The 23,617-nt window shown below is 42.9% G+C and carries 27 protein-coding genes and 1 pseudogene; 11 read left to right on the forward strand and 17 right to left on the reverse strand.

What is annotated here, in order from left to right; translation table 11 throughout:
* Positions 1–918: 918 nt before the first annotated feature.
* The 4 genes from C1S74_RS17935 to C1S74_RS17950 all read left to right on the forward strand — a co-directional run bounded on the left by C1S74_RS17935 (position 919) and on the right by C1S74_RS17950 (position 7,377).
* Positions 919–2,136, forward strand: a complete 1,218-nt coding sequence (locus C1S74_RS17935; RefSeq protein ID WP_045396471.1) for an AAA family ATPase — start codon at positions 919–921, stop codon at positions 2,134–2,136.
* 7 nt (positions 2,137–2,143) lie between these two features.
* Entirely contained in the window at positions 2,144–3,118 is a 975-nt protein-coding gene (locus tag C1S74_RS17940) for a ParB/RepB/Spo0J family partition protein (RefSeq protein WP_045396473.1), read from the forward strand.
* 115 nt (positions 3,119–3,233) lie between these two features.
* Positions 3,234–5,252 carry a tRNA(Met) cytidine acetyltransferase TmcA gene (locus tag C1S74_RS17945; RefSeq protein ID WP_045396476.1) on the forward strand — a complete coding sequence of 673 codons (2,019 nt, stop codon included), beginning with the start codon at positions 3,234–3,236 and terminating at the stop codon, positions 5,250–5,252.
* 445 nt (positions 5,253–5,697) lie between these two features.
* A complete protein-coding gene (locus C1S74_RS17950; protein ID WP_045396478.1) occupies positions 5,698–7,377 on the forward strand; it encodes a DUF342 domain-containing protein in 1,680 nt (559 codons plus the stop codon).
* Between the two features lie 65 nt (positions 7,378–7,442).
* On the opposite strand, the gene C1S74_RS17955 is transcribed toward C1S74_RS17950, so the two are convergent.
* Entirely contained in the window at positions 7,443–8,096 is a 654-nt protein-coding gene (locus tag C1S74_RS17955; RefSeq protein ID WP_045396480.1) for a CatB-related O-acetyltransferase, read from the reverse strand.
* A 92-nt stretch (positions 8,097–8,188) separates the two neighbouring features.
* On the opposite strand from C1S74_RS17955, the gene C1S74_RS17960 reads away from it, so the two are divergent.
* Positions 8,189–9,091: a LysR family transcriptional regulator gene (locus tag C1S74_RS17960; RefSeq protein ID WP_045396483.1), complete on the forward strand. Its 903-nt coding sequence runs from the start codon at positions 8,189–8,191 to the stop codon at positions 9,089–9,091.
* On the opposite strand, the gene C1S74_RS17965 is transcribed toward C1S74_RS17960, so the two are convergent.
* The 4 genes from C1S74_RS17965 to murQ all read right to left on the reverse strand — a co-directional run bounded on the left by C1S74_RS17965 (position 9,088) and on the right by murQ (position 13,158).
* Positions 9,088–9,336, reverse strand: coding sequence for a hypothetical protein (locus C1S74_RS17965; RefSeq protein ID WP_045396486.1), 249 nt, complete (start codon positions 9,334–9,336; stop codon positions 9,088–9,090). The genes C1S74_RS17960 and C1S74_RS17965 overlap by 4 nt on opposite strands.
* Before the next feature lie 225 nt (positions 9,337–9,561).
* Positions 9,562–10,620 (reverse strand): porin, encoded by a 1,059-nt coding sequence (locus tag C1S74_RS17970; RefSeq protein WP_039973893.1) that lies wholly within the window; start codon positions 10,618–10,620, stop codon positions 9,562–9,564.
* A 152-nt stretch (positions 10,621–10,772) separates the two neighbouring features.
* Entirely contained in the window at positions 10,773–12,227 is a 1,455-nt protein-coding gene (gene murP / locus C1S74_RS17975) for a PTS N-acetylmuramic acid transporter subunit IIBC (RefSeq protein ID WP_045396489.1), read from the reverse strand.
* 28 nt (positions 12,228–12,255) lie between these two features.
* The gene (murQ, locus tag C1S74_RS17980; RefSeq protein ID WP_045396492.1) at positions 12,256–13,158 is read right to left on the reverse strand and encodes an N-acetylmuramic acid 6-phosphate etherase; all 903 of its coding nucleotides are present in this window, start codon (positions 13,156–13,158) and stop codon (positions 12,256–12,258) included.
* A gap of 241 nt (positions 13,159–13,399) precedes the next feature.
* On the opposite strand from murQ, the gene C1S74_RS17985 reads away from it, so the two are divergent.
* Entirely contained in the window at positions 13,400–14,251 is an 852-nt protein-coding gene (locus C1S74_RS17985; protein ID WP_045396494.1) for an SIS domain-containing protein, read from the forward strand.
* 24 nt (positions 14,252–14,275) lie between these two features.
* Here C1S74_RS17985 and mpaA read toward each other — a convergent pair whose 3' ends face one another.
* Entirely contained in the window at positions 14,276–14,986 is a 711-nt protein-coding gene (gene mpaA, locus C1S74_RS17990; protein ID WP_082038988.1) for a murein tripeptide amidase MpaA, read from the reverse strand.
* Between the two features lie 187 nt (positions 14,987–15,173).
* Between mpaA and C1S74_RS17995 the strand changes: the two genes are divergently transcribed.
* Complete coding sequence (locus C1S74_RS17995) at positions 15,174–16,799, forward strand: ABC transporter substrate-binding protein (protein ID WP_045396497.1); 1,626 nt, start codon at positions 15,174–15,176, stop codon at positions 16,797–16,799.
* A 64-nt stretch (positions 16,800–16,863) separates the two neighbouring features.
* Here C1S74_RS17995 and C1S74_RS18000 read toward each other — a convergent pair.
* A pseudogene (locus C1S74_RS18000) lies at positions 16,864–17,357 on the reverse strand (flavodoxin family protein).
* Positions 17,358–17,583: 226 nt separating this feature from the next.
* Here C1S74_RS18000 and C1S74_RS18005 point away from each other — a divergent pair.
* On the forward strand, positions 17,584–17,901 hold the full coding sequence (locus tag C1S74_RS18005; RefSeq protein WP_045397590.1) for a hypothetical protein: 318 nt from the start codon (positions 17,584–17,586) through the stop codon (positions 17,899–17,901).
* Between the two features lie 13 nt (positions 17,902–17,914).
* Positions 17,915–18,229: a hypothetical protein gene (locus C1S74_RS18010; RefSeq protein WP_031776286.1), complete on the forward strand. Its 315-nt coding sequence runs from the start codon at positions 17,915–17,917 to the stop codon at positions 18,227–18,229.
* A gap of 74 nt (positions 18,230–18,303) precedes the next feature.
* Here the strand turns inward: C1S74_RS18010 and C1S74_RS18015 are convergent, their stop codons facing one another.
* The 9 genes from C1S74_RS18015 to C1S74_RS18050 form a co-directional block, all read right to left on the reverse strand.
* Positions 18,304–18,624, reverse strand: a complete 321-nt coding sequence (locus C1S74_RS18015) for a hypothetical protein (RefSeq protein ID WP_045396502.1) — start codon at positions 18,622–18,624, stop codon at positions 18,304–18,306.
* A gap of 17 nt (positions 18,625–18,641) precedes the next feature.
* A complete protein-coding gene (locus tag C1S74_RS18020; RefSeq protein WP_045396505.1) occupies positions 18,642–18,962 on the reverse strand; it encodes a hypothetical protein in 321 nt (106 codons plus the stop codon).
* A 22-nt stretch (positions 18,963–18,984) separates the two neighbouring features.
* Entirely contained in the window at positions 18,985–19,299 is a 315-nt protein-coding gene (locus C1S74_RS26435) for a hypothetical protein (RefSeq protein WP_156145305.1), read from the reverse strand.
* Positions 19,300–19,318: 19 nt separating this feature from the next.
* Positions 19,319–19,633: a hypothetical protein gene (locus C1S74_RS18025; RefSeq protein ID WP_045396508.1), complete on the reverse strand. Its 315-nt coding sequence runs from the start codon at positions 19,631–19,633 to the stop codon at positions 19,319–19,321.
* Positions 19,634–19,637: 4 nt separating this feature from the next.
* Positions 19,638–19,976 carry a hypothetical protein gene (locus C1S74_RS18030; protein ID WP_045396509.1) on the reverse strand — a complete coding sequence of 113 codons (339 nt, stop codon included), beginning with the start codon at positions 19,974–19,976 and terminating at the stop codon, positions 19,638–19,640.
* A gap of 22 nt (positions 19,977–19,998) precedes the next feature.
* Complete coding sequence (locus tag C1S74_RS18035; RefSeq protein ID WP_045396512.1) at positions 19,999–20,325, reverse strand: hypothetical protein; 327 nt, start codon at positions 20,323–20,325, stop codon at positions 19,999–20,001.
* 36 nt (positions 20,326–20,361) lie between these two features.
* A complete protein-coding gene (locus tag C1S74_RS18040; RefSeq protein ID WP_045396515.1) occupies positions 20,362–20,715 on the reverse strand; it encodes a hypothetical protein in 354 nt (117 codons plus the stop codon).
* Positions 20,716–20,840: 125 nt separating this feature from the next.
* Positions 20,841–21,206, reverse strand: a complete 366-nt coding sequence (locus C1S74_RS18045; RefSeq protein WP_082038989.1) for a hypothetical protein — start codon at positions 21,204–21,206, stop codon at positions 20,841–20,843.
* Between the two features lie 3 nt (positions 21,207–21,209).
* On the reverse strand, positions 21,210–21,587 hold the full coding sequence (locus tag C1S74_RS18050) for a hypothetical protein (protein WP_045396517.1): 378 nt from the start codon (positions 21,585–21,587) through the stop codon (positions 21,210–21,212).
* A gap of 105 nt (positions 21,588–21,692) precedes the next feature.
* On the opposite strand from C1S74_RS18050, the gene C1S74_RS26440 reads away from it, so the two are divergent.
* Entirely contained in the window at positions 21,693–21,929 is a 237-nt protein-coding gene (locus C1S74_RS26440; RefSeq protein ID WP_156145306.1) for a hypothetical protein, read from the forward strand.
* A gap of 40 nt (positions 21,930–21,969) precedes the next feature.
* On the opposite strand, the gene C1S74_RS18055 is transcribed toward C1S74_RS26440, so the two are convergent.
* Positions 21,970–22,299 carry a hypothetical protein gene (locus C1S74_RS18055; RefSeq protein WP_156145307.1) on the reverse strand — a complete coding sequence of 110 codons (330 nt, stop codon included), beginning with the start codon at positions 22,297–22,299 and terminating at the stop codon, positions 21,970–21,972.
* 951 nt (positions 22,300–23,250) lie between these two features.
* On the opposite strand from C1S74_RS18055, the gene C1S74_RS18060 reads away from it, so the two are divergent.
* Complete coding sequence (locus C1S74_RS18060; RefSeq protein WP_045396525.1) at positions 23,251–23,616, forward strand: hypothetical protein; 366 nt, start codon at positions 23,251–23,253, stop codon at positions 23,614–23,616.
* The last annotated feature ends 1 nt before the right edge of the window (position 23,617 follow it).

The following is a 23,617-nucleotide window of genomic DNA, read 5'->3' on the forward strand; positions in this document are numbered from 1 at the left end:
CGATGATCATGATGTTTATACAACTTATCCACAGAACCCTGAAGTAACCTTGGACGACTCTGCGTGAGTTATTACTTGTTTGTCTTTATTTTAACTCCGGATCGATGATCAAGAGGGAGCTTTTTCATCGTTCTGTTCTCAATATCGGACGGAATTTATTCAATTGGTGAAAACTCGGTCATTTTGTTTGAATGCTGACACACGAAAAGACTTGCGGAGAAATAGACGGAAGCATGATCATGATTACCTAGATTACATTTGTATTGTGCTCTGTTTCATCGTTCCGTGTTTTTTGTTCTTGTTTTCTCGCTATCCCCCGGTCTATCTGCATTCATCCGTAAATTAGAGGGAAAAATACATGCTTCCGTGTTAAAAACGTTCTTGATCATTTTTCCGATAAATTGATCTGATTGAAAAATTAACCCGATATGTAAATAGAAGCATGGTTTCCTTGATCATGCTTTCAGTTTTGATGCTTACCTCGGAAGAATGATCATGTACAGTCCTTGATCATTCTTCCAGTAGAAACCTCATTCCCTATAAAAAATAACACTGGACGCATGATCAAGGGTTAGTTGGGAAGAACTCTTTTGACTTAAAGCGAAATAAACACTCGAATACCTGATTGATCTCACACTGCCCGTAATTTAGTGCTGTTTTATAATCGTTCCGAGATAAATGCTAGATTTACATTGTAAATACGTGACGATGTAACATTTTTAATTTCATCGAGTTTGCATCTCTTTATTGGCAAGTATTTGATTAAATTTTGTGATGTTTTAATGGGAGAATCATAAAAGTGGCGTTTGTGAGTGTTTTTTATGTGATGGTTATTCAAAATGTTTGTTCACCTTTTTGTTGTTTTAGAATGCTAGTGCTGTACAATTAAAATCAGATATCCTTCCAACGGAATTTGGCATGAAAAGAGAAAAAACGATTGAAAATCTCCAGGAGTTAGCGGAACTGACGCAGCAGGTTCAAGCTGACCGTATTGAGATTGTTTTGGAAGAGCGAAGTGACAATTACTTCCCACCAATGTCTAAAGCGATGATGGAAACCCGCTCTGGTTTAACTCGTCGTAAGCTGGATGAAGCTATTGGTAAAATGGAGGCAGAAGGCCATCAATTTACTAAGAATAATGCTAACCATTATTCAATCACTTTAGATGAAGCGCACATGCTAATGGACGCGGCAGAAGTGCCAAAATTCCATGAGCGTAAAAAGAATTCAGAAAATAAACCGTGGATTATCAACGTACAGAACCAAAAGGGTGGTACGGGTAAATCAATGACTGCGGTTCATTTGGCTGCATGCCTAGCACTAAACTTAGATAATCGTTACCGCATTTGTCTGATTGACCTTGACCCTCAAGGCTCATTACGTTTGTTCTTAAATCCACAAATCAGTGTGGCAGAACATGACAACATTTACTCTGCGGTTGATATCATGCTGGGTAACGTACCTGATGGTGTGGAAATCGATCGAGAATTCCTACATAAGAACGTACTGCTACCGACGCAATACCCGAACTTGAAGTCGATTTCAGCATTCCCAGAAGATGCAATGTTTAACGCCGAAGCATGGCAAACACTATCTGAAGACCCATCGCTAGACATCGTTCGTCTGTTGAAAGAGCAGTTGATTGATAAGATCGCGAATGATTTCGACGTGATTATGATTGATACCGGCCCACACGTAGACCCACTTGTATGGAACGCAATGTACGCGTCGAATGCGTTGCTGATCCCTTGTGCGGCTAAACGTCTTGACTGGGCTTCGACAGTAAACTTCTTCCAACATCTACCAACTGTGTACGAGATGTTTCCGGAAGACTGGAACGGTCTTGAGTTTGTTCGTCTGATGCCAACCATGTTCGAAGACGACAACAAGAAGCAAGTTTCTGTTCTAACTGAAATGAACTATCTTCTAGGTGACCAAGTTATGATGGCCACTATTCCTCGTAGCCGTGCATTCGAAACCTGTGCTGACACCTACAGCACTGTGTTTGATTTGACCGTTGGCGACTTCGAAGGTGGTAAGAAAACGCTCGCTACTGCACAAGATGCGGTACATAAGAGTGCACTAGAACTAGAGCGCGTACTGCACTCTAACTGGCCGTCATTGAATCAGGGGTAATGGATAAATGGCATTGAAAACGTCTGAATTAAACGCGAAATTATTTGGTAAAACCAATAAGCGTCGTGTTGCGACACCTCAAGAAGCGCAAACGGCGGCAAAAGACAAAGCACAAACTATCGAACTTGCTGTCGCAGGTGAGAATACTGTTCAATTTGAATTGGTGCGCATTCCTGCGGATAAAGTGGCGACTGACACAAGCGTATTTGCAGAGAACGCTCGCGAGCAATCTTTCCTAAACGAACACGCTTTATCGGATGTGTTGGTGACGTTGAAAGAACGTGGTCAACAATATCCAGCGGTTGGTCGTCGCACTGAAGATGGCAAGATTGAAGTATTAGACGGTAGCCGTCGTCGTATGTCTTGTATCTTAGCGGGGCAGGATTTCTTGGTTTACGTTGGTGACGGCATCAACACGGACCACGCGAAATTCCTTTCTGATGTTGCAAACGCGCACAAGCCGCTGTCTCTATACGAAAAAGGTAAAGAGATGCAGGCGAAGCTTGAAAGTGGCGAAGCGGAAGACCAAAAAGCATTAGCGAAAATTTTCCAGTGCAGTGAAGCATTGGTGAGTGGTGCATTAAAAGCCGCTGCACTTCCACTTGAACTTCTGCAAGCTTATCCGAATGTTGGTGATTTAGGTCGTCCAACGATTGTTAAGCTGCATAAGCAGTTCTCGACGTTGAACGGCGAACAACAACAAAACTTGTTGGATAAGTGTCGTACGTCGGAAGGTTATTTGTGGCAGCGCAGTACAGCTCAAGGTGTGGCTCGTCTTACTAAAGAAGTCACAGAAAGCATCGAAAGCTGGATTGCAGAATTAGCGCCTGCGAAGCCAGCTAAGAAAGCAGAAAAAGTCGATTTAGTTAAAGGTCGTGCAAGCTACAGCCGTAAAGGTAACAACCTTGCTCTTAACTTGAAGAAAGTTGACGATAGCTTGATGGAAGAAATTCTTGCTTTCGTTGAGAGTAAAATGAAGTAAAACGCTTCTTGTTTGTAACCGCCTTCGGGCGGTTTTTTTATGTTTGCAATTTGGCAAAGTCTCCATGAATCGAGATGTGATAACATGGCGTCAGTTTAATGCTCGGATATACGTAATGCTCGCACAATCTGAATTCCTTTCTCAGCTTCAGCTCCAATCTTCCAAAGCCTTTCAACGCAATGGCGTGGTGATTTATGGTGATGCCGATTGGCAAAACGCCTTGATTACCGACTTCCATCAGAAGCAACACAATCAAACTTGGTTCTGTGTAGGGGATTGGCAACTAGAAAATACCCACTGCGTAAATGCAAAACAAGGCAATATGTTGCTCGGCCGTGAGTGTGACGTGCTTCTGTTTGACGCGAGAAAAGAGTTTGACGCCAACAGTTTTACTTCGGCTCTTGGCGCGCTCGTCGGCGGTGGATTATTGATTGTGGTTGCCAATAAAAAACAAGATGCGGATGAAGCCGAATTGTGGTTGCAAACGCAATGGCAACAACTCACCGTGATTGAGGAGAATTTGCCATTACCTCCATTGCCAGATTTCATCCAAGCGGAAAAAGCGCATCAGTATAGCGAGCAAACTGAAGCGGTTTCTTTTATCGAAAAAGTGGTGACAGGGCATCGTAAACGTCCTTTAGTATTAACCGCCGATCGTGGTCGAGGAAAAACCAGTGCGTTAGGCATTGCATGCGCGCAGCTTCTATCGCAAAAGTCATTACGAATTCTCGTCACAGCGCCAAGCATCAAAGCGGTTGAACCTGTTTATCAGCATGCGCTGAGAATGCTATCAACCGCGCAACGAGTTAAGAAAGATAGATTGGAAGTTGGGAAGGGTTATATTCAGTTTATAGCACCGGATGAATTACTCTCTACTTTACCTGAGTGCGATTTATTGTTGGTTGACGAAGCCGCAGCGGTCCCAGTTCCTATGCTTAAGCAGATTACTGAGCAATATCATCGTCTCGTTTTCTCAACCACCATTCATGGCTATGAAGGTTGTGGTCGTGGCTTTACGCTTAAGTTTGTTGATTGGCTACAAAAGCAAAGACCCGGAATGAAGCTTTGCCATCTTCAACAACCTATTCGATGGGCAGTAAATGACAACTTGGAATCTTGGTTGTACCAAGCATTTTTACTGGATTCAGAACTTACACCGAGTCAGCCTGTCGAGCTTGGCGATATTTCATTAATCAACCTCCGTAAATCAGAGTTGATTTCTAATCTTTCCGTATTGAAAACGTGCTTCGCGTTACTCGTGAATGCGCATTATCAAACCTCGCCAAATGATTTGCTGCATCTTCTGCAAGATGAACATTGCCAGATCTACGTAGCTCAGAATAAGAATGAAGTCGTCGGGGTGATGTTAACGGTGGAGGAGGGTAACCTCGATTCGAATCTCGTTAAAGATATTCAGATTGGGAAACGTCGTCCGAAAGGGCATCTGGCGCCAGTGACTATCATCAATCAACTTGGTTATTCTGAAGTGGGTGCGCTTTCTACTTTGAGAGTCATGCGAATTGCGGTTCATCCAGACTTGCAAGGGCAAGGCATTGGCCAACAAATGCTAAAGCAGTTGGAACAAACTATCCCGCCTCATATCTCTTATTTGTCCACCAGCTTTGGTGCGACAGAAGAACTGATTGCGTTCTGGCAACGTTCTGGTTTCGAATCCATTCGTCTTGGAAGTATGCGAGATGCAGCTAGTGGGTGTTACTCGTTGTTAATGGTTCGTCAGTGTGGCCCACAACAAGCTTGGATTTACGAAGCTAAGTCGTTATTCGAAGAACTGTTGCCATTGAGTGCGGCGTCTACGTATCCTAAGTTGGAACCAAGTTTGATTCGAGCACTGCTGCCAGGCTCTGTATCCACTTGCCAACCCCATTTGACGAAACGCACTTTAGTCGAGTGTTACGCTCAAGGTGGAAACAACTTTGAATCTGTCTCTGTTTGGATTCAGCAATGGTTACTACGATGTGGTTTGGCTGATGTGTCTGATTTGATGATTAGCAAATTATTCTTAAACAAAGACTGGAGTGAGTGCGCTAAGCAATACGGCTTACCGGGGCGTAAGCAAGTTGAAGCGCAGATAAGAAACGAGCTACAAGTTTTGTTCGCTAAATTTACATTGTAAACAGAGCAAGCAATTTACACTGTAAAGTTGTTAAGAAGAGGGGAGGGTTTACACTGTAAATCCTCTCTTTTTTGTTTGCCACCTTAACCAAGGTTTTCGGTTGAGATGTAAAGCCAATCTCAATTTACACTGTAAACGCAAGTCGTGTGTAGTAACCTATGTGTAAAGTGAGCTAAATAATAAATTGTTATTAAAGTTAGATTGTTCATTGAGGAGGCTTTCCCATATATTCGAATAAAGATCGTGATGCTTTGGTTATGCAGGGACAGTTCCGCCCAAAAATGAATCCTAACGTGATTTAGAAATTCTGTGTCTGTCTACCTCAACCTTAGAAAAAGCGGGGCTTCCTTTAGTGATGTGAGCCTGATTCTGAGAAGTGAGAGGTTTGTTCAGAAAATGAATTTGGTTAGACTGAATTGGGTGATGGGTAGTAGATGGATTGGTTATGTGGAAGATATGCCTTGAATGGTCGGAAGACAAAACGAGGATTTTAGCTCGCCTACCGGGAGATATTGAACTCGGAGGTGAGCTAAATCAGAAGGAGTTACCTGAGCAGCTTCAAGCAATGAATGCCTGTCAGACATTTGTTGATGAAGCTGAAGTGGTTCGATTCATTAACTGTACTCGTGAGCGTAAATCAGAGGCATACGAAGGTATTGTCGTTGCGCAGATTAAGAATGCTCTGGTAGAAGTTGAACTGTCGAACAACGACATGCTCGCGAGCATGAAGATTGTAGGTGCTTATGGTGGCCGTGGTTTGCGTGGCCCTGAAATCGTTCAAGCACTTGCTCATGCGAGAGTATCGAAAGGCATCAATAAGTTGGCGCTTAAAAAAATCATGGTCGTCAGCAATCAACTCAAACCCGGAGAAACCTTCACTCAACCAGTCGCCGTTGGTAAACAACCAGTCAAAGGTAAAGACGCCATCTTTACGCCTCTCGTTAAAGACATCACCAAACGTATCCTCAAACCGAAAGAAGGCCAAACCACTAGCGACAAAATTGATTTACGAAACTTAGGTGAAACCATTGCCGTGGACGTGGGTGATGAGGTCATGCGTCGAACACCTGCTACCAAGGGCGTTCCAGGTTTTACTGTCCAAGGGCGAGTGATTCCTCCTCAAGCCGGTAAAGACAGTCCTATAAAACCGGGTAAGGGGACAGAAATCAGCAAAGCCGACCCTAACCTTCTGCTCGCTTCTGTATCTGGTACGCCACTCATCAAAGATAAAACAATCGAAGTCGATAGCGCTCTGTGTTTAAACAGTGTGGGTGTGAACACAGGACATGTGAAGTTTAAAGGCAATGTCATCATCGGCGGTAACATTGAATCAGGTATGATCGTAAAAGCGACCGGCTCTATTACCGTTGGCGGGTTTATTGAATCCGCGGACGTTCAAGCTGAGGGCGACATTCAGGTCGCGAAAGGCATTATTGGCCACACCGTGAGTGATGGTCAGCCGAAAAGCTGCCACGTTCGAACCAAAACATCGATTCGTGCCAGTTACGCCCAGTATTGTGAATTGCAGTCAGGAGAGGATATAGAGCTGGCTGTACACAGCATGAATAACGACATTGAGTGTGGACGCAACCTGACGGTACTCGATGCTAGCGGTAAAAACGGCACTTTAAGTGGTGGTGATGCGAAAGTAGGAAGTAAGGTAGTTTGTTCGCAACTTGGGGTAGAAGGCGATACTGCAACGAAAGTCGAGGCGTTTGCCCGTTACGCCTTATACAGAGAACGCATTGCCAGCTTAAAAGAAGAATACAAATCGGCCCAAGAAGGTACGATGGATGTAATTCGGAAGGAACTTGAATTTAAGAAGCGCCCCAAAGCAGAGCGTACCGATGAAGAGCAAGCTCAAATCGAAGTAATGAAAGCGCAAAACAATGCTCGTCTTGAAGAGGTTAAACAGAAGCTAGAACAGACTGAGCACGAGTTTGAGGTCTCGTTGGAAGAGAATATCGTCGAAGCCAAAGATCGCGTATTTACTCGCGTTACAGTGCAGTTTGGGGACGAACAAGTGACAACCAAACGTACTCATGGTGGCTGTGTGTTTAGCTTTAACCAATACGAAATCAAAGTGGCGGCGAATTTAGAGGAAGAAGACGTCGTCGCGATCTAACTCTTTAATTGAAAGAATTGAAAAGCCCGTGTATTGAGAGGTACACCGGCTTTTGTTTTTAAACGTTAGGCAATGTGTTCGTGGTAGTAAGTACCAAGTGCACGTATATCACTGCTGCACATGATCTTCATTGCTTGTTTAATCTGGTTAATGGGCCAATCCCACCACCTGACCTCTAACAGCATAGCGATACACTCGTCATCGAAACGTTGGCGAACAATATGATTGTGACCAACAACAATCGAGTAGGGCGGAACATCTTTAGTGATGACCGATCGCGCACCAATCACGGCACCATCTCCAATCTTCACGCCCGGCATGATCATCGCTTCGCTGCCAATCCATACGTCATTCCCTACTACGGTATTACCTGCGCGCTCAAAGCCGCTTTGTACATCTTCTCCAAACTCTTCTGGAGAAAATGGAAAGGTAGAAATCCAATCTACACGGTGGCCTTGATTGCCAGCCATCATAAAGGTAGCGCCAGAAGCGATTGAACAGAACTTGCCAATGAGCAGTTTGTCCACTTCGCCATAAGCACCATCTTGCCACTCTTGTTGGGTAACGCTGTCGCCCATCAAATAACGAACTGATTGATCTTCAAATGTTTTACCGTGATAAAACCCCGAGTAATAACTGTAATCTCCCACCTCGATATTCGGGTTAGTGACATGGTCTTTAATCACTTGCCCTTTTAACCAAGTATCGAATGCCTTCATTCGTGATTCTCCATTCAAATTTTAAGTTGTATGCAGTGTAGAGTCTTTCTATTATTTCCAGTAGATTGTTTTTAGAGATTCATGATTACCATATGGAAATAAAGTGGCTAAGCTACGTGCCGATGTACATCGCTCTATGTGAAGAGAAGAGTATTGCTGGTGCGGCGAAAAAATTGCGTTGCTCAAACGCGCACGCGAGCCGCCAATTGAAGCAGTTGGAAGAGATTCTGTTAGTACAGTTGATTCAACGTACAACAAGGCAATTTAATCATACTTACGATGGGCTGCGCTTTTATCAGCAAGTAAAGGGTTTAATGGAAGGAGCGGAGCAGATTAACGAACAAGTGATGGAAAGTGACCGAGTAGCTGGGCATTTGCGCATCGCGGCATCGGCGTCATTTGGTGCCGTGTTATTGAACCGAGCATTGATCGAGTTTCGCCAGTTATATCCTGAAGTGACGTTCGAAGTGATCTTTTCAGAAACGCCTTTGGATCTTATTGAGTCTGGCTTTGATGTGTCGTTTTTCTTCACGAACAATCCACCCGAGGGTTATATCGGTCACCATCTGCGCTCTTTACACTGTAAACCGTTCGCACATAAAGCGTACTTGTCTAACAAACCACGCATAGCTACGCCGGAAGATCTTTATCAGCTTGACCATATTGTGTATCGCAATGAAGTGTTAAACCTTGATACATGGCGCTTTCATCATTTGCAAACCAAACAGGAAGTGTCAGTAGTTTTGCAAAGTGTACTCAGTTTTAACCTTGTACAATCCATGCTTGAAGCAACGTTAGCGGGATGTGGTGTGGCGATGCTAGATGAATTTGCCTTGGAGAAACTTAATTGTGAAGAGCGAACGCAACTTGTGCCTCTGCTTCCTGATTGGCAGACAGATGCGATCTTACTGCTCTACATTCTTTACCCTAAGCGTGAGCATTTACCAAAGCGTACACGCGTGTTTATTGAGCACTTTAAACAGCAATCATCTTAGAGCGTCAGATTTTCCTGAGAATGAAGCTCTGTAATGTCTTCTGTGCCTTGGAAGTGTTGATTACAGGTACGGCAGTAAAACTGTGGTGTTAACTCGTGATAGGGGTTTCCGGTAAAACAGCGTGAAACCAACACCATCAAGCGCGCGGTTTTACCGTTGAAGTTTTCCAGTGTAGCGTCATTGCGCTTCATCACGCGTTTATGTTCGGTGGGCTTGTTGCAGAGTGAGCAGAATTTTACAGGCATAAGTCTCTCATTTCGTTTTGTGACATTGAATCGCATTAAAGAGTACTGTGCTTGGTGAGTAAAAAGTAAGCAAGTTATGAACGATAATCGATACTAATGCCTACTTGCGCATTTATATACAGTGTAGTTATTGAAAAGAGAAAGGATTTCACTCCCCGATATTTTAAAGGCAAAAAAATATCGGGGAGGAAATCTTTTAGCTAACTAAGACGAGAGTATGGACATTTACAGCTCGTAACGTAGCCCGAAGTGGTAGTAGCTTTCATCTGCATGAGCACCACCAAACGAGACTTCTTGTGCGTTGTCGTAACCGCGAGAGCCATTACGGTCAACGTAACTGGTGTAGATAGAAGAGCGAGGGGTCAGTTTGTATTGCACTTCAACTGTCGTGTCTTTCAGTTCAAGCTCGTCACCATCGCTGTTTTCCAGAGAGCGGTAACCCGCACGGAGCGCCCATTTATCATTTACACTGTAAACTGCTGTCAGCTCCATGACTTTATCGGTGCTGGTTTCAGAGAAGTAGCCTTCTAACTCATCTTCTGAGTAAAGCGCACCTAGCATCAGATCACCCAAGTAATAGCGTGTACCCGCACCCCAAAAGGTGTAATCGGTATCGTTGTTTTCACGTGCATCGCCTTTACTTTTTTGCATTGCGACTACTGGGGCTAATGTACCCAAATCGCCCATTTCTAGGGTGTAGCGTAATGCGGCGTTGTAGCCGTAATCTAATTCAGACGTGTTGTTACCTAGGATGTAAGCCACAGATGCATCAAAGTTGCCAATGCGGTTCTGGTATTGCAGCGTACCGTCTTGACGGAAAACTTGTGTTGCGGTTTTATCAACTTTATTTGCTTGGCGCGCCATAGATACGTCTGATGACGCGAACACATCACCAATGTCGGTAAACATGATCAATCCTGATGCAACACGACCCCCAGTGATTCGACCGTAATCTTGCGCATCTATACCTGCCCAAACGTAACGCGCTGTCAGAGAGGGCTTGTCGTTCACTTGGTTGGCGTATTCTGCTGCGCCTACTTGGTATTGCGCTTGGCCAATCACAGAGGCATGTTCGTTGATAGTTTGTGAGCCATTTAAACCAATACGACCATCAAACTCGCCGTTTGTGTCGCCATGCTCGTCATTCTTATTGGTGACGTTAAAACCAAGACGTGAGTAAAGGTTTAAAACTGAACCGTCTTCTGCTTGATAAAGTTGAGCGGCCATCGCTGCGTTCGATGCCATTAAAGTAGGGAGAAGTAGAGTTAAAATGTGCTTTTTCATGTGAACGACCTTTTCGTTTCTATTGTTTTTAAGCACGACAAAGCCCCTTCCGAATAACGGAATAAAATCAATGTCGTGAGAAGTAGAGAGAGGGTGCGCCCTTGAAAGCTCAAGGACGCGAGCTAGTCCATTCCTATAGGGGTTAGAATGATTTAGCTTAAATCAACGTCTTTGCAGCCAAAGAAGTAGGTAGCTAGGAAGCCAACGATGTAAGAGATAAGTAGGCCACCAATGAACACCATCATGCCGGCAAAGATGCCGCTAGCCGAGGTCATCAGAGGGATTGCAACGATACCAGATGGACCGAATACGGTATTAAGGCCAACAGGTAAACCAAGGTAAGAGACTAAACCGATAAAGAAACCACCCGAAGCACCACCAATACAAGCCGTTACGAACGGTTTAACGCGAGGTAGCGTCACGCCGTAAATCAGTGGTTCACCGATGCCAAGTAAACCCGGAATAATGGCCCCTTTTACTTGTGTTCGTAACAGAGCATCTTTCTTCGCTTTGAAGTACAGCGCCATTGATGCCCCCACTTGACCACCACCTGCCATCGCGAGGATAGGGAATAGCGAGTTAAACCCTTGTGTTTCCATCAGTGCAAAATACACAGGGACGAAACCTTGGTGGATACCAAATACCACGGAAATTAAGAACAAACCTGCCAGAATCGCTGCGCCTATCGGGTTGTCATTCAAGTTTAGGAACAACCAAGACATGCCTTTGAATAGCTCACCACCGATTGGCATGATGATCAAAAACGTCACTGCACCCATGATCAAAAGAGTCACAACAGAAGTTAAGATCATGTCCAGATCGTCAGGCATATACTGACGCACTTTTTTCTCGACCTGAGCACCAACGATCGCTGCCATCAAAACGCCAATAATGTTGCCACGAGGATCAATCGCAAAACCGAAGAACTCATTCATTCCTGAATAAATGCCTGACGTTGCATCGGGGTTGTAACCCAACACAAATAGGGAAGCGAGTATGGCACCATTGACGCCTGAGCCACCGAAAGCTTGCTGAGCGTTGTAGCCAATTAGAATGCTTAAGAAAGCGAACAGACCTTTGCCAAAGACTTTCATGTAGGCAATCAAATCCAACATAAACTGGCTTGGCGTTTGGTCGAGCACGAAGATTTGTTCCAATAACGTGGCAAAACCGAGTAGCAAACCCGCAGCGATAAAGCCGGGAATCAGCGGGGTAAAGATGGTGGCAAACTTACTCAGAAAACGTTGAACCGCACTGGTTTGCTTACTCTTCATCTGTTTTTTCTGCTCTGCAGCGACAGCAGAAAGATCCTGTTGTGGTGCATCAGGCTCTTCGCTGTCACCAGAGATTAAGCTGTCGATCAACTCGTTCATCATATCGGCAGCTTGTTGAGCTTTACCGGGACCAAGAATGATCTGGAATTGCTCGTCGCTTTCTACCACACCCATTACGCCGGGAATTTGTTTAATGACGGATTGGTCCGCCAAGCTGTTATTCGTGAGAGATAAACGCAAACGCGTCATACAGTTACCGCATTTACTTACGTTGTTACTGCCACCCACTGCGGCAAGCAATTGCGATACTGTGTTTGAGGTAATTTTGGCCATAGGGACTATCCTTCAGGACTAGGGCTATTTAGTTATTATTTAGTGCTGCACGAATAAAACCGTTGTGCTCGGCGAGGCGAGACTTGGCATGCTCAGCATCCAAATCAGCCAGAATCATTAAAATCGCGGTCTTACAGTGACGCTCACACGCTTCAAGGGCTTTTTCTGCTTCTTCTTTTGTTGCGCCGGTTGCTTCAACTACGATGTTGGTTTGACGTTGAATCAACTTGGCGTTGGTTGCTTCTACATCCACCATTAAATTACCAAACACTTTACCGCTGCGAATCATTGCGCCGGAAGTCAGCATGTTCAGCACCAGTTTTTGTGCTGTGCCCGCTTTCATGCGTGAAGAGCCAGTTACTACTTCTGCACCCACTACCGGAAGAATCGCTATGTCTGCGGCTTCTGCCATTGCGCATGCTGGGTTACAAGCGATTGATGCCGTTGTAGCTCCTACAGATTTTGCGTACTCCAAACCACCTAAAACATAAGGCGTACGGCCGCTGGCGGCGATGCCAACCACAACATCATGCTGAGTCAGATTCAGCGTCTTTAAATCGTCTTGGCCCATTTGAGCGTTGTCTTCTGCGTTTTCTACCGCTTTCAAAATCGCTTGATGACCACCAGCAATTAAACCGATAACCATATCTGGGTGTGTGCCATAGGTTGGAGGACATTCACTCGCATCAAGAATACCAAGGCGGCCAGATGTACCTGCGCCCATGTAAATCAGACGGCCACCATTGGCGAACGCTTGGGTAATTGCATCGACGGTTTGCGCGATTTGTGGCAATACTGCTTGTACTGCTATAGCGACTTTCTGATCCTCTTGGTTGATGACTTGCAGCATCTCGATGGTAGAAAGGGTATCGATCTCAGCACTCGCAGGATTGCGGCTTTCTGTCACCAATCGGCTTAAATCAATTTTCATGTTCTGTACTCTTGTAAATGTTCAATCTGAGGGCGATTCTATGGAATAAAATATTCAGTTTAGGTGATAAAAATCACACTTGAGGTTATTCTTTGTTCAGTGAAAGTTTGGAATAATGGCTGGAAATACTGACGCGATATCCTGCTAAGATACAATGGTTGTTAAACTAATCAGTCAGTTAAAGAAAAGTGCGATTATTTCTGTTTTGGAATAATTTATTTAAAGTTTTTGGAATTTTGTCGTGTCCGTTATCAATAAAATCGTCGCAAGACGTACACAACTCTCTCAAAGTGGTCGTCTGGTTGGCGATTGGATTGTCGAAAATGCAGAGAAATCCGCGCAATTGACCAGTCAAGAGCTTGCTGAACAAGTGCAAGTTAGCCAGTCGAGCATCGTTAAATTCACCCAGAGAATTGGTTATAAAGGCTATAGTGAGTTCAAATTGGCGTTGAACGAAGAGATTGGTCGTAAGCAAGCAATGCAATCCACGCCGCTGCACAGTGACATTTTGGCGGATGACCCGATTGCGGTGATTTCGCAAAAACTGGTTAAAGCGAAAACCGACGCTATGTTTCAAACGACCAATGCGCTCTCTTATGAGGCGTGTCATCAAGCGGTGAAGTGGTTAAGTGAAGCGCGCCGTGTGCAAGTGGTGGGCATTGGCGGCTCTGCGCTTACGGCAAAAGATTTGAGTTTTAAGCTGCTTAAGCTTGGGATTACCGCGCTATCAGAACAAGACAGTCACGTACAAATTGCAGTTGCGCGTACGCTTTCTTCAGAGGATGTGCAGATCGCGATTTCTTTTTCAGGAGAACGAAAAGAGATTCTGGTGGCTGCGGAAGCGGCGAAAGAGCAGGGAGCAAAGGTGATTGCTTTGTCAGCTCCGGGGAGAAGCCGCTTGAGAGACGTTGCCGATATCACGTTTGATACCATCGCCAATGAAACAGAGCATCGCAGCTCTTCCATTGCTTCGCGCACAGCACAAAACGTGATTACGGATCTGTTGTTCATTATTTTGGTACAACAAAGAGACGAAAGCGCACGTCAGTTGATCAGTGACATCAGTACCGATATCAAGCAGATCCTTACTTGATAGCCTCTAAAAAGATCCGGATGTTTAAATAGCAGGATCGTGTTGCAGCAGCGCAATAAACGCATCTAAGTGTTCTTCAATCGTCAGATCCGCCGAGATCGGGGGCAATTCCACCGTAATACAAGGCAACTGGCGTTCATTACACCACGTTCCGAAAGACCCTGGCGTTTCGTAATCAACATCGTCAACGATAGGTAGATTGAATTGCTTGCCGAGCCATTTGGCCAAATTAGAATGAGCAGGGTCGTCGACAAACGCTAATGGTTCATGAAACGAGACCACAAATTTTGGTCTGCGCAGCTCAATCAAACTAATTAGTGCTTCAACTTCTGGCTCTAGCTGTTCTTTGCTGCCTGTTTTTACTTTCACGTCTCGAACAGGTGTATGTGAGCTCCAGCGATAGACTGTGCCGTGCTCTGTCCAATTCTGCGTAGGAAACGCACGGTTTAGATCGACTTGATTGGCGTTGGCTCGCGTCCCCAGTTGGTTTGCGTCTGGGTTCATCGATAAAATTACATCGTGCTTCAGACACTCCGTTGGCAAGCTTCTTAACGCGCACGACAATCCGGCGATTGAGGCTGTCTCGTCACCGTGTGTCCCAGCGAGAATAAGGCCTCGCGAGTCATTTTCTACTTGTGCTGGGAAGTACAACAACGGCGCACCTAGTACCGATCTTCCATATGATGTTGGCGTAATTAAAAATGCCGCTCTTTCCGTTCTTGGAATTAGACTCACCGTAATCTCCTGATTGTTCGAGTAGTATCTATTCATCACTCAAGCTATATATAACTCATGTTACAGCCGTTGAACTTAGCATCTTGAGATTACTCGGATATAAACTGAACACTTAAAGTTCGTCAATGCTTGTATGATGAATTGTGGTACTTGCTTCAAAAGACGTGTTAGGAGAACGAAAAACGATATGGATTTTAAAAAGCATTCAACAGCGTTGCTGGTTTCCTCTTTATTGACCCCATTTTTATCCGCTTCAGCTTTAGCTGATTCTTTACCTGATGGTGTGCAACTCGCACCAGAACAACATTTAGTACGAGCAAATGATGCAGAAGCGGCGACGCTAGACCCAGCAAAAGCTGAAGGCTTGCCAGAGATGCACGTAATTCGTGATTTGTTTGAGGGATTAGTCATTCAAGACCGCGATGGCAATATCGTTCCTGGTGTTGCGGAATCTTGGCAAACCGAAGACAACCAAACCTTTGTGTTCCAGCTGCGTAAAGACGCCAAATGGTCGAACGGCGATCCTGTAACAGCGAATGATTTTGTCTATTCACTGCGTCGTGCGGTGGATCCGAAAACTGCTTCTCCCAATGTTTGGTATCTCAAACTCACTAAGATCAAAAACATCGCCGACGTAGCAGAAGGTAAAAAGCCACTGGATGCTCTTGGTATCACCGCCGTCGATAAACATACTCTACGCTTCGAACTTGATAGCAAGGTGCCGTACTTTGTCGCAATGACAGGCCACACTTCGATGATGCCGGTACACAAAGCAACGGTTGAGAACAGCGAAAAGCCGTGGAGTGACCCACAGCAGTTTGTTGGCAACGGTGCATTTGTTCTGGATAAATGGGTGGTGAATGAACGCATTGAACTGAAAAAGAACCCAAATTACTGGGATAGCGCGGATACTCATCTCACTGAAGTGACATACATTCCGTTTGAGAACCAAAACGCATCAATTAATCGTTATGCGGTGGGCGAAGTGGACATCACCTCGGATGTACCAACCCACATGGCGCAAAAGCTGAAGAAGGATTACGAGCAAGCGTATACCGCGGTTCCGCTACTTTGTACTTACTACTACGCGTTTAATACTACGCGCCCTCCGTTCGATGATGTACGAGTTCGAAAAGCCGTGTCTTATTCGATGATGCGTGATGTGATCACGAATGGTGTCACGCAAGTAGGTAATCTGCCTGCTTATACGTTCGCACACCAGTACACGGCTGGCTTTGATGCGACTCAGCCAGAATACAGCACATGGACGCAAAAACAGCGTGATGAAAAGGCGCGTGAATTGCTGAAAGAAGCGGGATACGGTGATGGTAAGTCTCTGGATTTCAAATTGCTGTACAACACCAGTGAATCGAACAAGGCCATAGCAGTGGCCATTGCCTCCATGTTGAAGAAGAACTTAGGTGCGAAGGTCGAATTAGAAAACCAAGAGTGGAAGTCTTATCTCGTTGCTCGCAAGCAAGGGGATTTCGATGTGATGCGTGCCTCGTGGTGCGGAGATTACAACGAAGCATCCACCTTCTTGAGTCTACTGCGCTCAGGTTCATCAGGTAACTTTGCGCGTTACAGCAGTGAAGCCTACGACAACGCGATGAACAGTGCATTGGCCGCAACCGATGAGAAAGCGCGTCAAGATTTCTATGATCAAGCCGAGCAATTGTTGGCGGCAGATATGCCAATCGCACCGATTTACTACTACATGCAAGCGCGTTTGGTTCGCCCTACGGTTGGCGGTTTTGCCAAGAACAACGTAGAGGGTCGTATCTACTCGAAAGACCTCTACATTAAGAAGTAGCGCTCAAAACAAGCGATAAATAAGAAGCCCCGAAGATTGTATCTTACGGGGCTTCTTTTTATTGCTAGCGAGTGGAGAGCTTGTTTATGAGCATGGCGATTCGTTTGCCAAGATACTCCGCCGTTGCAACATCTGAGGCATGCAACTGACCCACATCATGCCATGCTGACTAGCGAGCGTTTGTAGATACTGCAACGTCATTGACTGATCGCCATTCATTGCCCCACCACTGGTAAAGCCAGCCGCGATTTTGCCCGCCCATTTTTGGTAATACCAAGATTCACTGCTTGCATCTGCAAATGCTTTAAACTGCGCTGCTACGCCGCCCATATAGGTCGGTGAGTCAAAGATAATCGCATCGCACTCAGCAAGTTCATCCATTAGGTTAGGGTTCACAAAACGTCCCTCAATAATCTCACTGCCTTCAATTCGGTGAGAGAGGATTTCATATTCACCTTGCTGCTCAATCCCTTGTTGTTCAACGCCTGCGGCAATCGCGCGAGCAAGCTGACCAGTAACGTCGGTTTTAGAGAAATAAATAATCGCAATTTTGGACACAATGGTTCCTTTTTCATTGTTGATGTTTAGCTGTGCGAATAAGGCTAAAACCTCAAGCTTGATTAAGGTCAAGAGAAGGTTTGAAATGAGTGAACTAAATGTTTACTGATTGATTTCAGTGCTATGAATGACATTCTTTCACATTATTAGTTAGTGGTGTTTTTATCCTTATTAGTGATTAGTTATCATTACTGATGACCAATTTATGCATATTGAGAGGCTTAGTTTGAGAAAAATTATTTTATTGCTGTGTATTTTTACATTACCTGCGTTCGCAGCTTCAGGGCCCAATTATTTGAGTGGCAAGATAAAAAATCTAACAGCTGTCCAAGATGGAATATTAATTATGCTGGATACAGGGGTACCTGAAAACTGTGAAGGGACTCCTTATGGCTGGATGTTGATAAAACAAGAATATACAGCGATGTCGTCAGTCGTTTTAGCTGTGTGGGCTGCAAATAAAAAATCGGGAACAGTATATACATCAGGCAGGCATAATGGCGTTGGGTACTGCATTGTCAATCAGTTCGATCCTGCTAATTGAATGAGAAGATGCTATGAGAAAAATATTACTTTCAATTACTCTTTTACTTATATCTGCAAAAGCTATTGCTGATATTGAGGTTGTATCTAAAGTCGTTCCAAGAAATCTTCATGTGTATGACTTCACAGGTAATACTTTTGTGGATCTTAAAGCGCATGGATGTTCTGGTTCTAGGTATCACTTGAGTCCCAATCATCCCAAGTATGATGCTATTTTCTCAGTGCTTTTGGCTGCTCAGTTGGCAGAAAAAACAGTCTCAGTGCGATATGATGGTTGTGTGAATGGTAGTAATGCTCAAGGGAGTATCATTGGAGTTTACTTAGATTAGTTGTTAAAGCCGTTATTGTGGAGTACGTGAGGTATAGCTGGAAGAGAGCTAAATCTAGCTCTCCTCTAAAGGATTTAAATACGGATGTGAGCTATTTTTGGGAATCCCTCTAAACATTCACCAGAGCGGATTACTAAAGTAACGGGCTTATCAGCTATTCTCGAAGATAGTAGCATAGAAAAGTTTTCCTTAGCGAATTGATGATTTTGAGGAAGTATATATTGGTCATTACGCTTACATATTCCTTTTGTGGCAGTCATATTCTCTAGAGCAACCAAGAAGCCTGAATGGCCTTGCCAGTTGTTTATCCACTTTATTTTCCCAAATACTGTAATATCGGAAGCAAAAGTAGAAAATGTGGCCAGCGAGATGGATAAGATGATGATCCGTAACATGTTTAGTTCCTTTAGAATTATTCAGACAGGTAGCTGGCATAAGCAATTGGTACTGTAACTCTCCAAGGGCTAAGCCCGCAATTTAAAACCCAAAAACCTATAGGAGTTTTAGTGGTAAAAGCAGTCAAAGCCATGCTGTACATCTCTTTAAAGCCGGGTAAGTCCTTGTCCAATTTCACAAGGCCTGAACGTTCACAGTTTTTTGTGTTAGCAAACTTGGAGCTAAAAATATAAACATGTCCACTTTCTACCTGTATCTTACTAATAATTTGTTTTGATGTATTCGCGTGTGAGCAAAATGACAGCGAAAATAATAGTAATAATAATATATTTTTCATTTTTATCTCTCTTTCTAGAGAATTAAACTTCACTAAGTCCTGTTATTATACAAGTTGAATGTTCACTATCTATAACATATCTCAAACTTTTTCCTCTAGATTTAGCTGATAAAGCGTAAGAATATTGAGCTTTATTAAATTCAGTACCATCTAAGTTGATCTGTCCTCTAGAGTATGAACAATGCTTTGCAAACTGGGGAGAAGAAATATAAGCGACATTGTTGTTTAAGTAAAGATTCCAGTCTGTCAATGTTTCAGTGGGCCAATAACGCTTCGCTAGAGTTGTATTGCTAGATAACAAGATTGAAAAAAATAAAATAATATGTTTACTTTTCATTTTAACTCTCAGTTGATTATTATTTAGTGATCCTTACCCAGGCTACAATAGATCTTAGTCCTTCACATGACTCGGTATCATGGAATGCCAAGTTTTTATCAGTTGTAAAAGCAGCTAAAACAAGTGAGAACTTTCTATTTGCAACAGCTTCATTTGGGCTTTTTACTCGATATAAATTACTCCCACATTGGTTCTTGACAGTAGATTTAAATTCAAAAACAGTTGAGTCACTATCAAGCTGATAAATATAATCTATTTTACTTTCAAGAACATCTTTCCCAGCCGTTGCTGATGCAGTAAAAAATAATAAAAATAATATGATGTACTTATTCATTATTCTAACCTACACGATGAACTCTTAAACGTTCACCAACACATGGGTCTGAGTTACTATCTTTATCATAACCAATATTAACCACCTCCTTCATCGAGTATGCTGTTAATAATCTAGACATTACTAGTTGGCGGGATTCAGATGAAATAGCAGGATCAATTGCCATTAGGTCAAAATTAGTACATTTTTGATGACTGGTTGGCATTCCTTCTACTCTTATTAAAATTAATGTGCTGCCAGGGTAGGTAAGTACACTTGTTACTTTACCCTGAAAGTTCGCTGTATATCTTGCATGCACGATGGCTGGCAATAAACAGACACATATTAGTAATATTCTTTTCATATAAACTCCCCAAAAGCATAAATTACTTTTTCGTCAATTGAACTGTCCCGATGGTTTCACCATCTCCCCATCTTTCACATGAGGACTTTCCTGTGATAACTACTTTTGAATCAGACATGTACGCAGATAACAATAAGCTGAATTGAGATTTACCGTACACACTGTGCTCGTCTTTTATCATCCAGTAATTGTTCTTAGCACACTGTGGCTTATCAGTTCTTTCTCCTTCAATATAGAACCAATGGAGGCCATCATCACGCACTAAAATATGTGTGACTTTTCCCACTTGATTACTTGAAAAGGCAGAGAAGCTAATAATAAAAGATGTAATTAAGATAAGTAATCGCATTGAACCTACCGCTATATGACTTGAGAAAATAAACTTCTAATCAATTTCCAGCTTTGGACCAAAATACCAACCAGTTAACCATTTCCATGGTTGATGACTTGACTCAGAGCAATCTTTAGAATCGTTAAACCAAAGTGTCACCTCTTTATTTGTTGTTTGTGCAGTTAACAATGTTGAGTAAACCGTGCGACATGCTTCTGCGCTAATATTGTCGTGCTCATTGTCAACTTTACATAATCGAGGCCAAGATAAAGGACCGATTCTTTCAACCAAAACATCTCCTGATTTTGCATCAATGCTAACTCCAATTACCTTTCCTGAACATGTATATCTAGACGCATGAACACTAAATGATAATAGTATTAAGCATAAAGCGATTAATTTATTCATAGTCGTACCTATTTTTTATTTAGTCATTCTGACGATTTTTCTATATACGTTTGGACTTGAACCCCAAGGCTCACAGCCTCCGGAGTTAGAATATGAAACGGTTATGCCGGTATCTGATGCTTCGACTAATAATTGACATATCGAATAAATATCTCTTGCCATGATTCAAACGAACTGCAACTTTCTGGTACATTGTCACCATCAAAATGCACACGGTTTATTGTTTCCCCTGTAGAGCGAGCGCTTAGAAAAATTGAAAAGACAGCTTTGCAGGTGTCTGGGCTCATTACACGGTTTGGCTCACCAGATACTTTCCAGTCGGAGCCGGGATTACAAAAGAAAACTGGTGTATTCATGGAGCTCAGTTTTACCATTAATCTATTGTTTCCATGGTAAGCGACTTGATCTACTTTTCCTGAACAAATCAAAGATCCAGCGGTAACCGTTGTTGGAAAAAGTAAAACAAGGAACATTAATAATTTATTTTTCATAATCTATTCTGCTAGCCAAATACGATCAAACTTCAAATAACCATTGAGCGTGTCACGCATTTGAATTGTTACTTTTCTTTTGGATGCCTGTGCCGCTAATGCTGTTGAGTAGAACAAGCGAGCAAACTCAGGGTTATCATTAACTCTATATATTGCTGCACTTGTTTCTGTAATTGATAAACCAGCTTTGGATGGTTCTGAGAGGTTAATTGGCTTATCAAAATAAATTAAAATGAGATTTACACTATTAATATAGATCCGGTTTACCGTTCCAGTGTAACTACAGTATCCATTGTAATTTGGTGAACAAGTAGGCTTTGCAGCCAAGGCTGGGAAGGATATTGCGCATATTATTGATAATAGCGAGAGTACTTTCTTCATTTCACTATCCTTGTGTGAGGAGGTATTAGTTATTCATTTCTTATCATTAGATAATTAGGTTGCTGGGAACTAGAGTAACCCAAAACTTCACTGCAAGAAGTCACGTTGAAGTATTGTATCGTCGTTGGCTTCTTGCTTGTTAATGCCGATAGAGCAATGGAAACCCATGTTTTACAAGTGTCCGGTTCTATGTTGTTATGTTTCGTCGAAACCTTACATAATCCAATTGGTTTAGTTGCCCAAGTTGCTGATATAAGTAATAGTCCGCTAGAGTCTACCCAAGTGTTATTAATATCTCCTTTGCAGTGGATTGAAGAGCTAGAGTACGAAAATGCAGAATAAAATATAGCAAGTAAAATAGCGATAGTTCTCATAGTAACCCTTAGTTCACATATATAGTCATATTTTCAAGTTTGTACGCTTTATTGAATGGATAATCTGACTGGTATTCCCCACTACCATTTACCCAAACTGATTTCCCAGACATCTGTGAAGAGAGAAGCATTGAAAGAAGTGCTCGGTTATAGTCTGTATCTGGCTTAAAGTAATATCTATTTGAACAGCTATTTTCGCTTCCACCCAGTAATTGAACGATTATGTAGCCACTAGATGCTGATAACTTAACTTTTCCACTGGCCTCTTTACTTGAAGAGAAAGCAAAGCTTGAAAAGAGCAGGGGGATAATCATAGTGATTAAAACAATTCGTTTCAAAATAGTTCTCCTAAGGTGAGTTGGGATTAATTTTTACTTTCTGGAAGTTTTATTTACTTTGCATCCAACGAAGATCCTCAATAGTCGTGTCGAAGGTACAAATGTGTTTACCCGATAATGTTTCGGTTAGTTGCACATTTTGTATCCGTTTCCCCTTCTATATCTATATCGACAAACACTAGTCCTCTGTAAATAGGGCCATATTCCATTTTGGTTACCAAACCAGTAGAAACCTCTGCTCGCAAACCTAGCGAAATTACCGTTACCAGTACGGCTAGAAGACTGAGACAAAATAAGGTCTAGTTTTCATTTCGTTGGCCAAACTTAACTTGTTATCAAGGCGCAAGCGTACAGGCACTTTGTTTCTAAGCAAAAAGTCAAATATCAAAAATGTGACTAACTTATATAAAATGGATTTGATATTCATAAAGTTATTCAATGTTGTTCATGTTTTTTGTGAATGTATATTGAAATGTAACCTTTTGGTTAATTATGATTTGCAATTGTTTTTGTGGTCAATGACTGAGCGTGGATGTTGGAGCTTTAGGGCTCATGTTATAAACGCAAGTTGTTATAAGTTCAGGATAGTTATGCCTTTTCGAGCTTCAGTTTTAATATTTGTTTGTACTTTAAGTACTAGTTTTCCTGTTATTGCATCTGAGCTCGAGGGCTCCTCTCTAGCTCAATTGACGAGAGTATGCTCAGTATGTTAGTTGCTGCTTATCAAGCTAAAACTCCAATCGTTTTACATGGCACGACATCAAAACAGGCAGTAGTAAGCCAGTTTGCGAGATATACAGCGTTTCATATCAATAGCAGTGAGTAAGACGCTTTTATCTCTATTTTAGCTGCAAATGTCGTGTTGGAAGTATTACAGCCTTGAACCATCACTATCGGTATTGAAGTGTGTCGTTCATGGTTGCCTAGTGCTGGGAATTAGGAGGAAAAGCCTTGGAAATTATTAACGAAGGCATACGTGAAGCTGAAAGAAAGAGTTTTATAAAACGAGCCTTGTTATTAACTTTGTTATTAGTTATAGCGATCGTGACTCTGAATATTTATCTTTGGAAGGACGAAAGCAAACAACGGAAATTAGACGCTCAAATGCTAGCTGATGAGTCTTTATTTGAGCCTGCTTATGAAGATGACTTTTCGGTTGATAAGCTGAACTCACAAGTGAGTGTTAAACAGCTTCGAAAAGCACTTTGGAATGACGAATTACCTCTGGTTTCTTCCGATTCTGAGCGACTTTCTAGTCCAGAATTAGAGGCAAGTATCGCCCGCCTTTATAACGAAATTGAACAACTAGAAAAATAAT

The organism is Vibrio hyugaensis (genome assembly GCF_002906655.1).
Taxonomy (GTDB): Bacteria; Pseudomonadota; Gammaproteobacteria; order Enterobacterales; family Vibrionaceae; genus Vibrio; species Vibrio hyugaensis.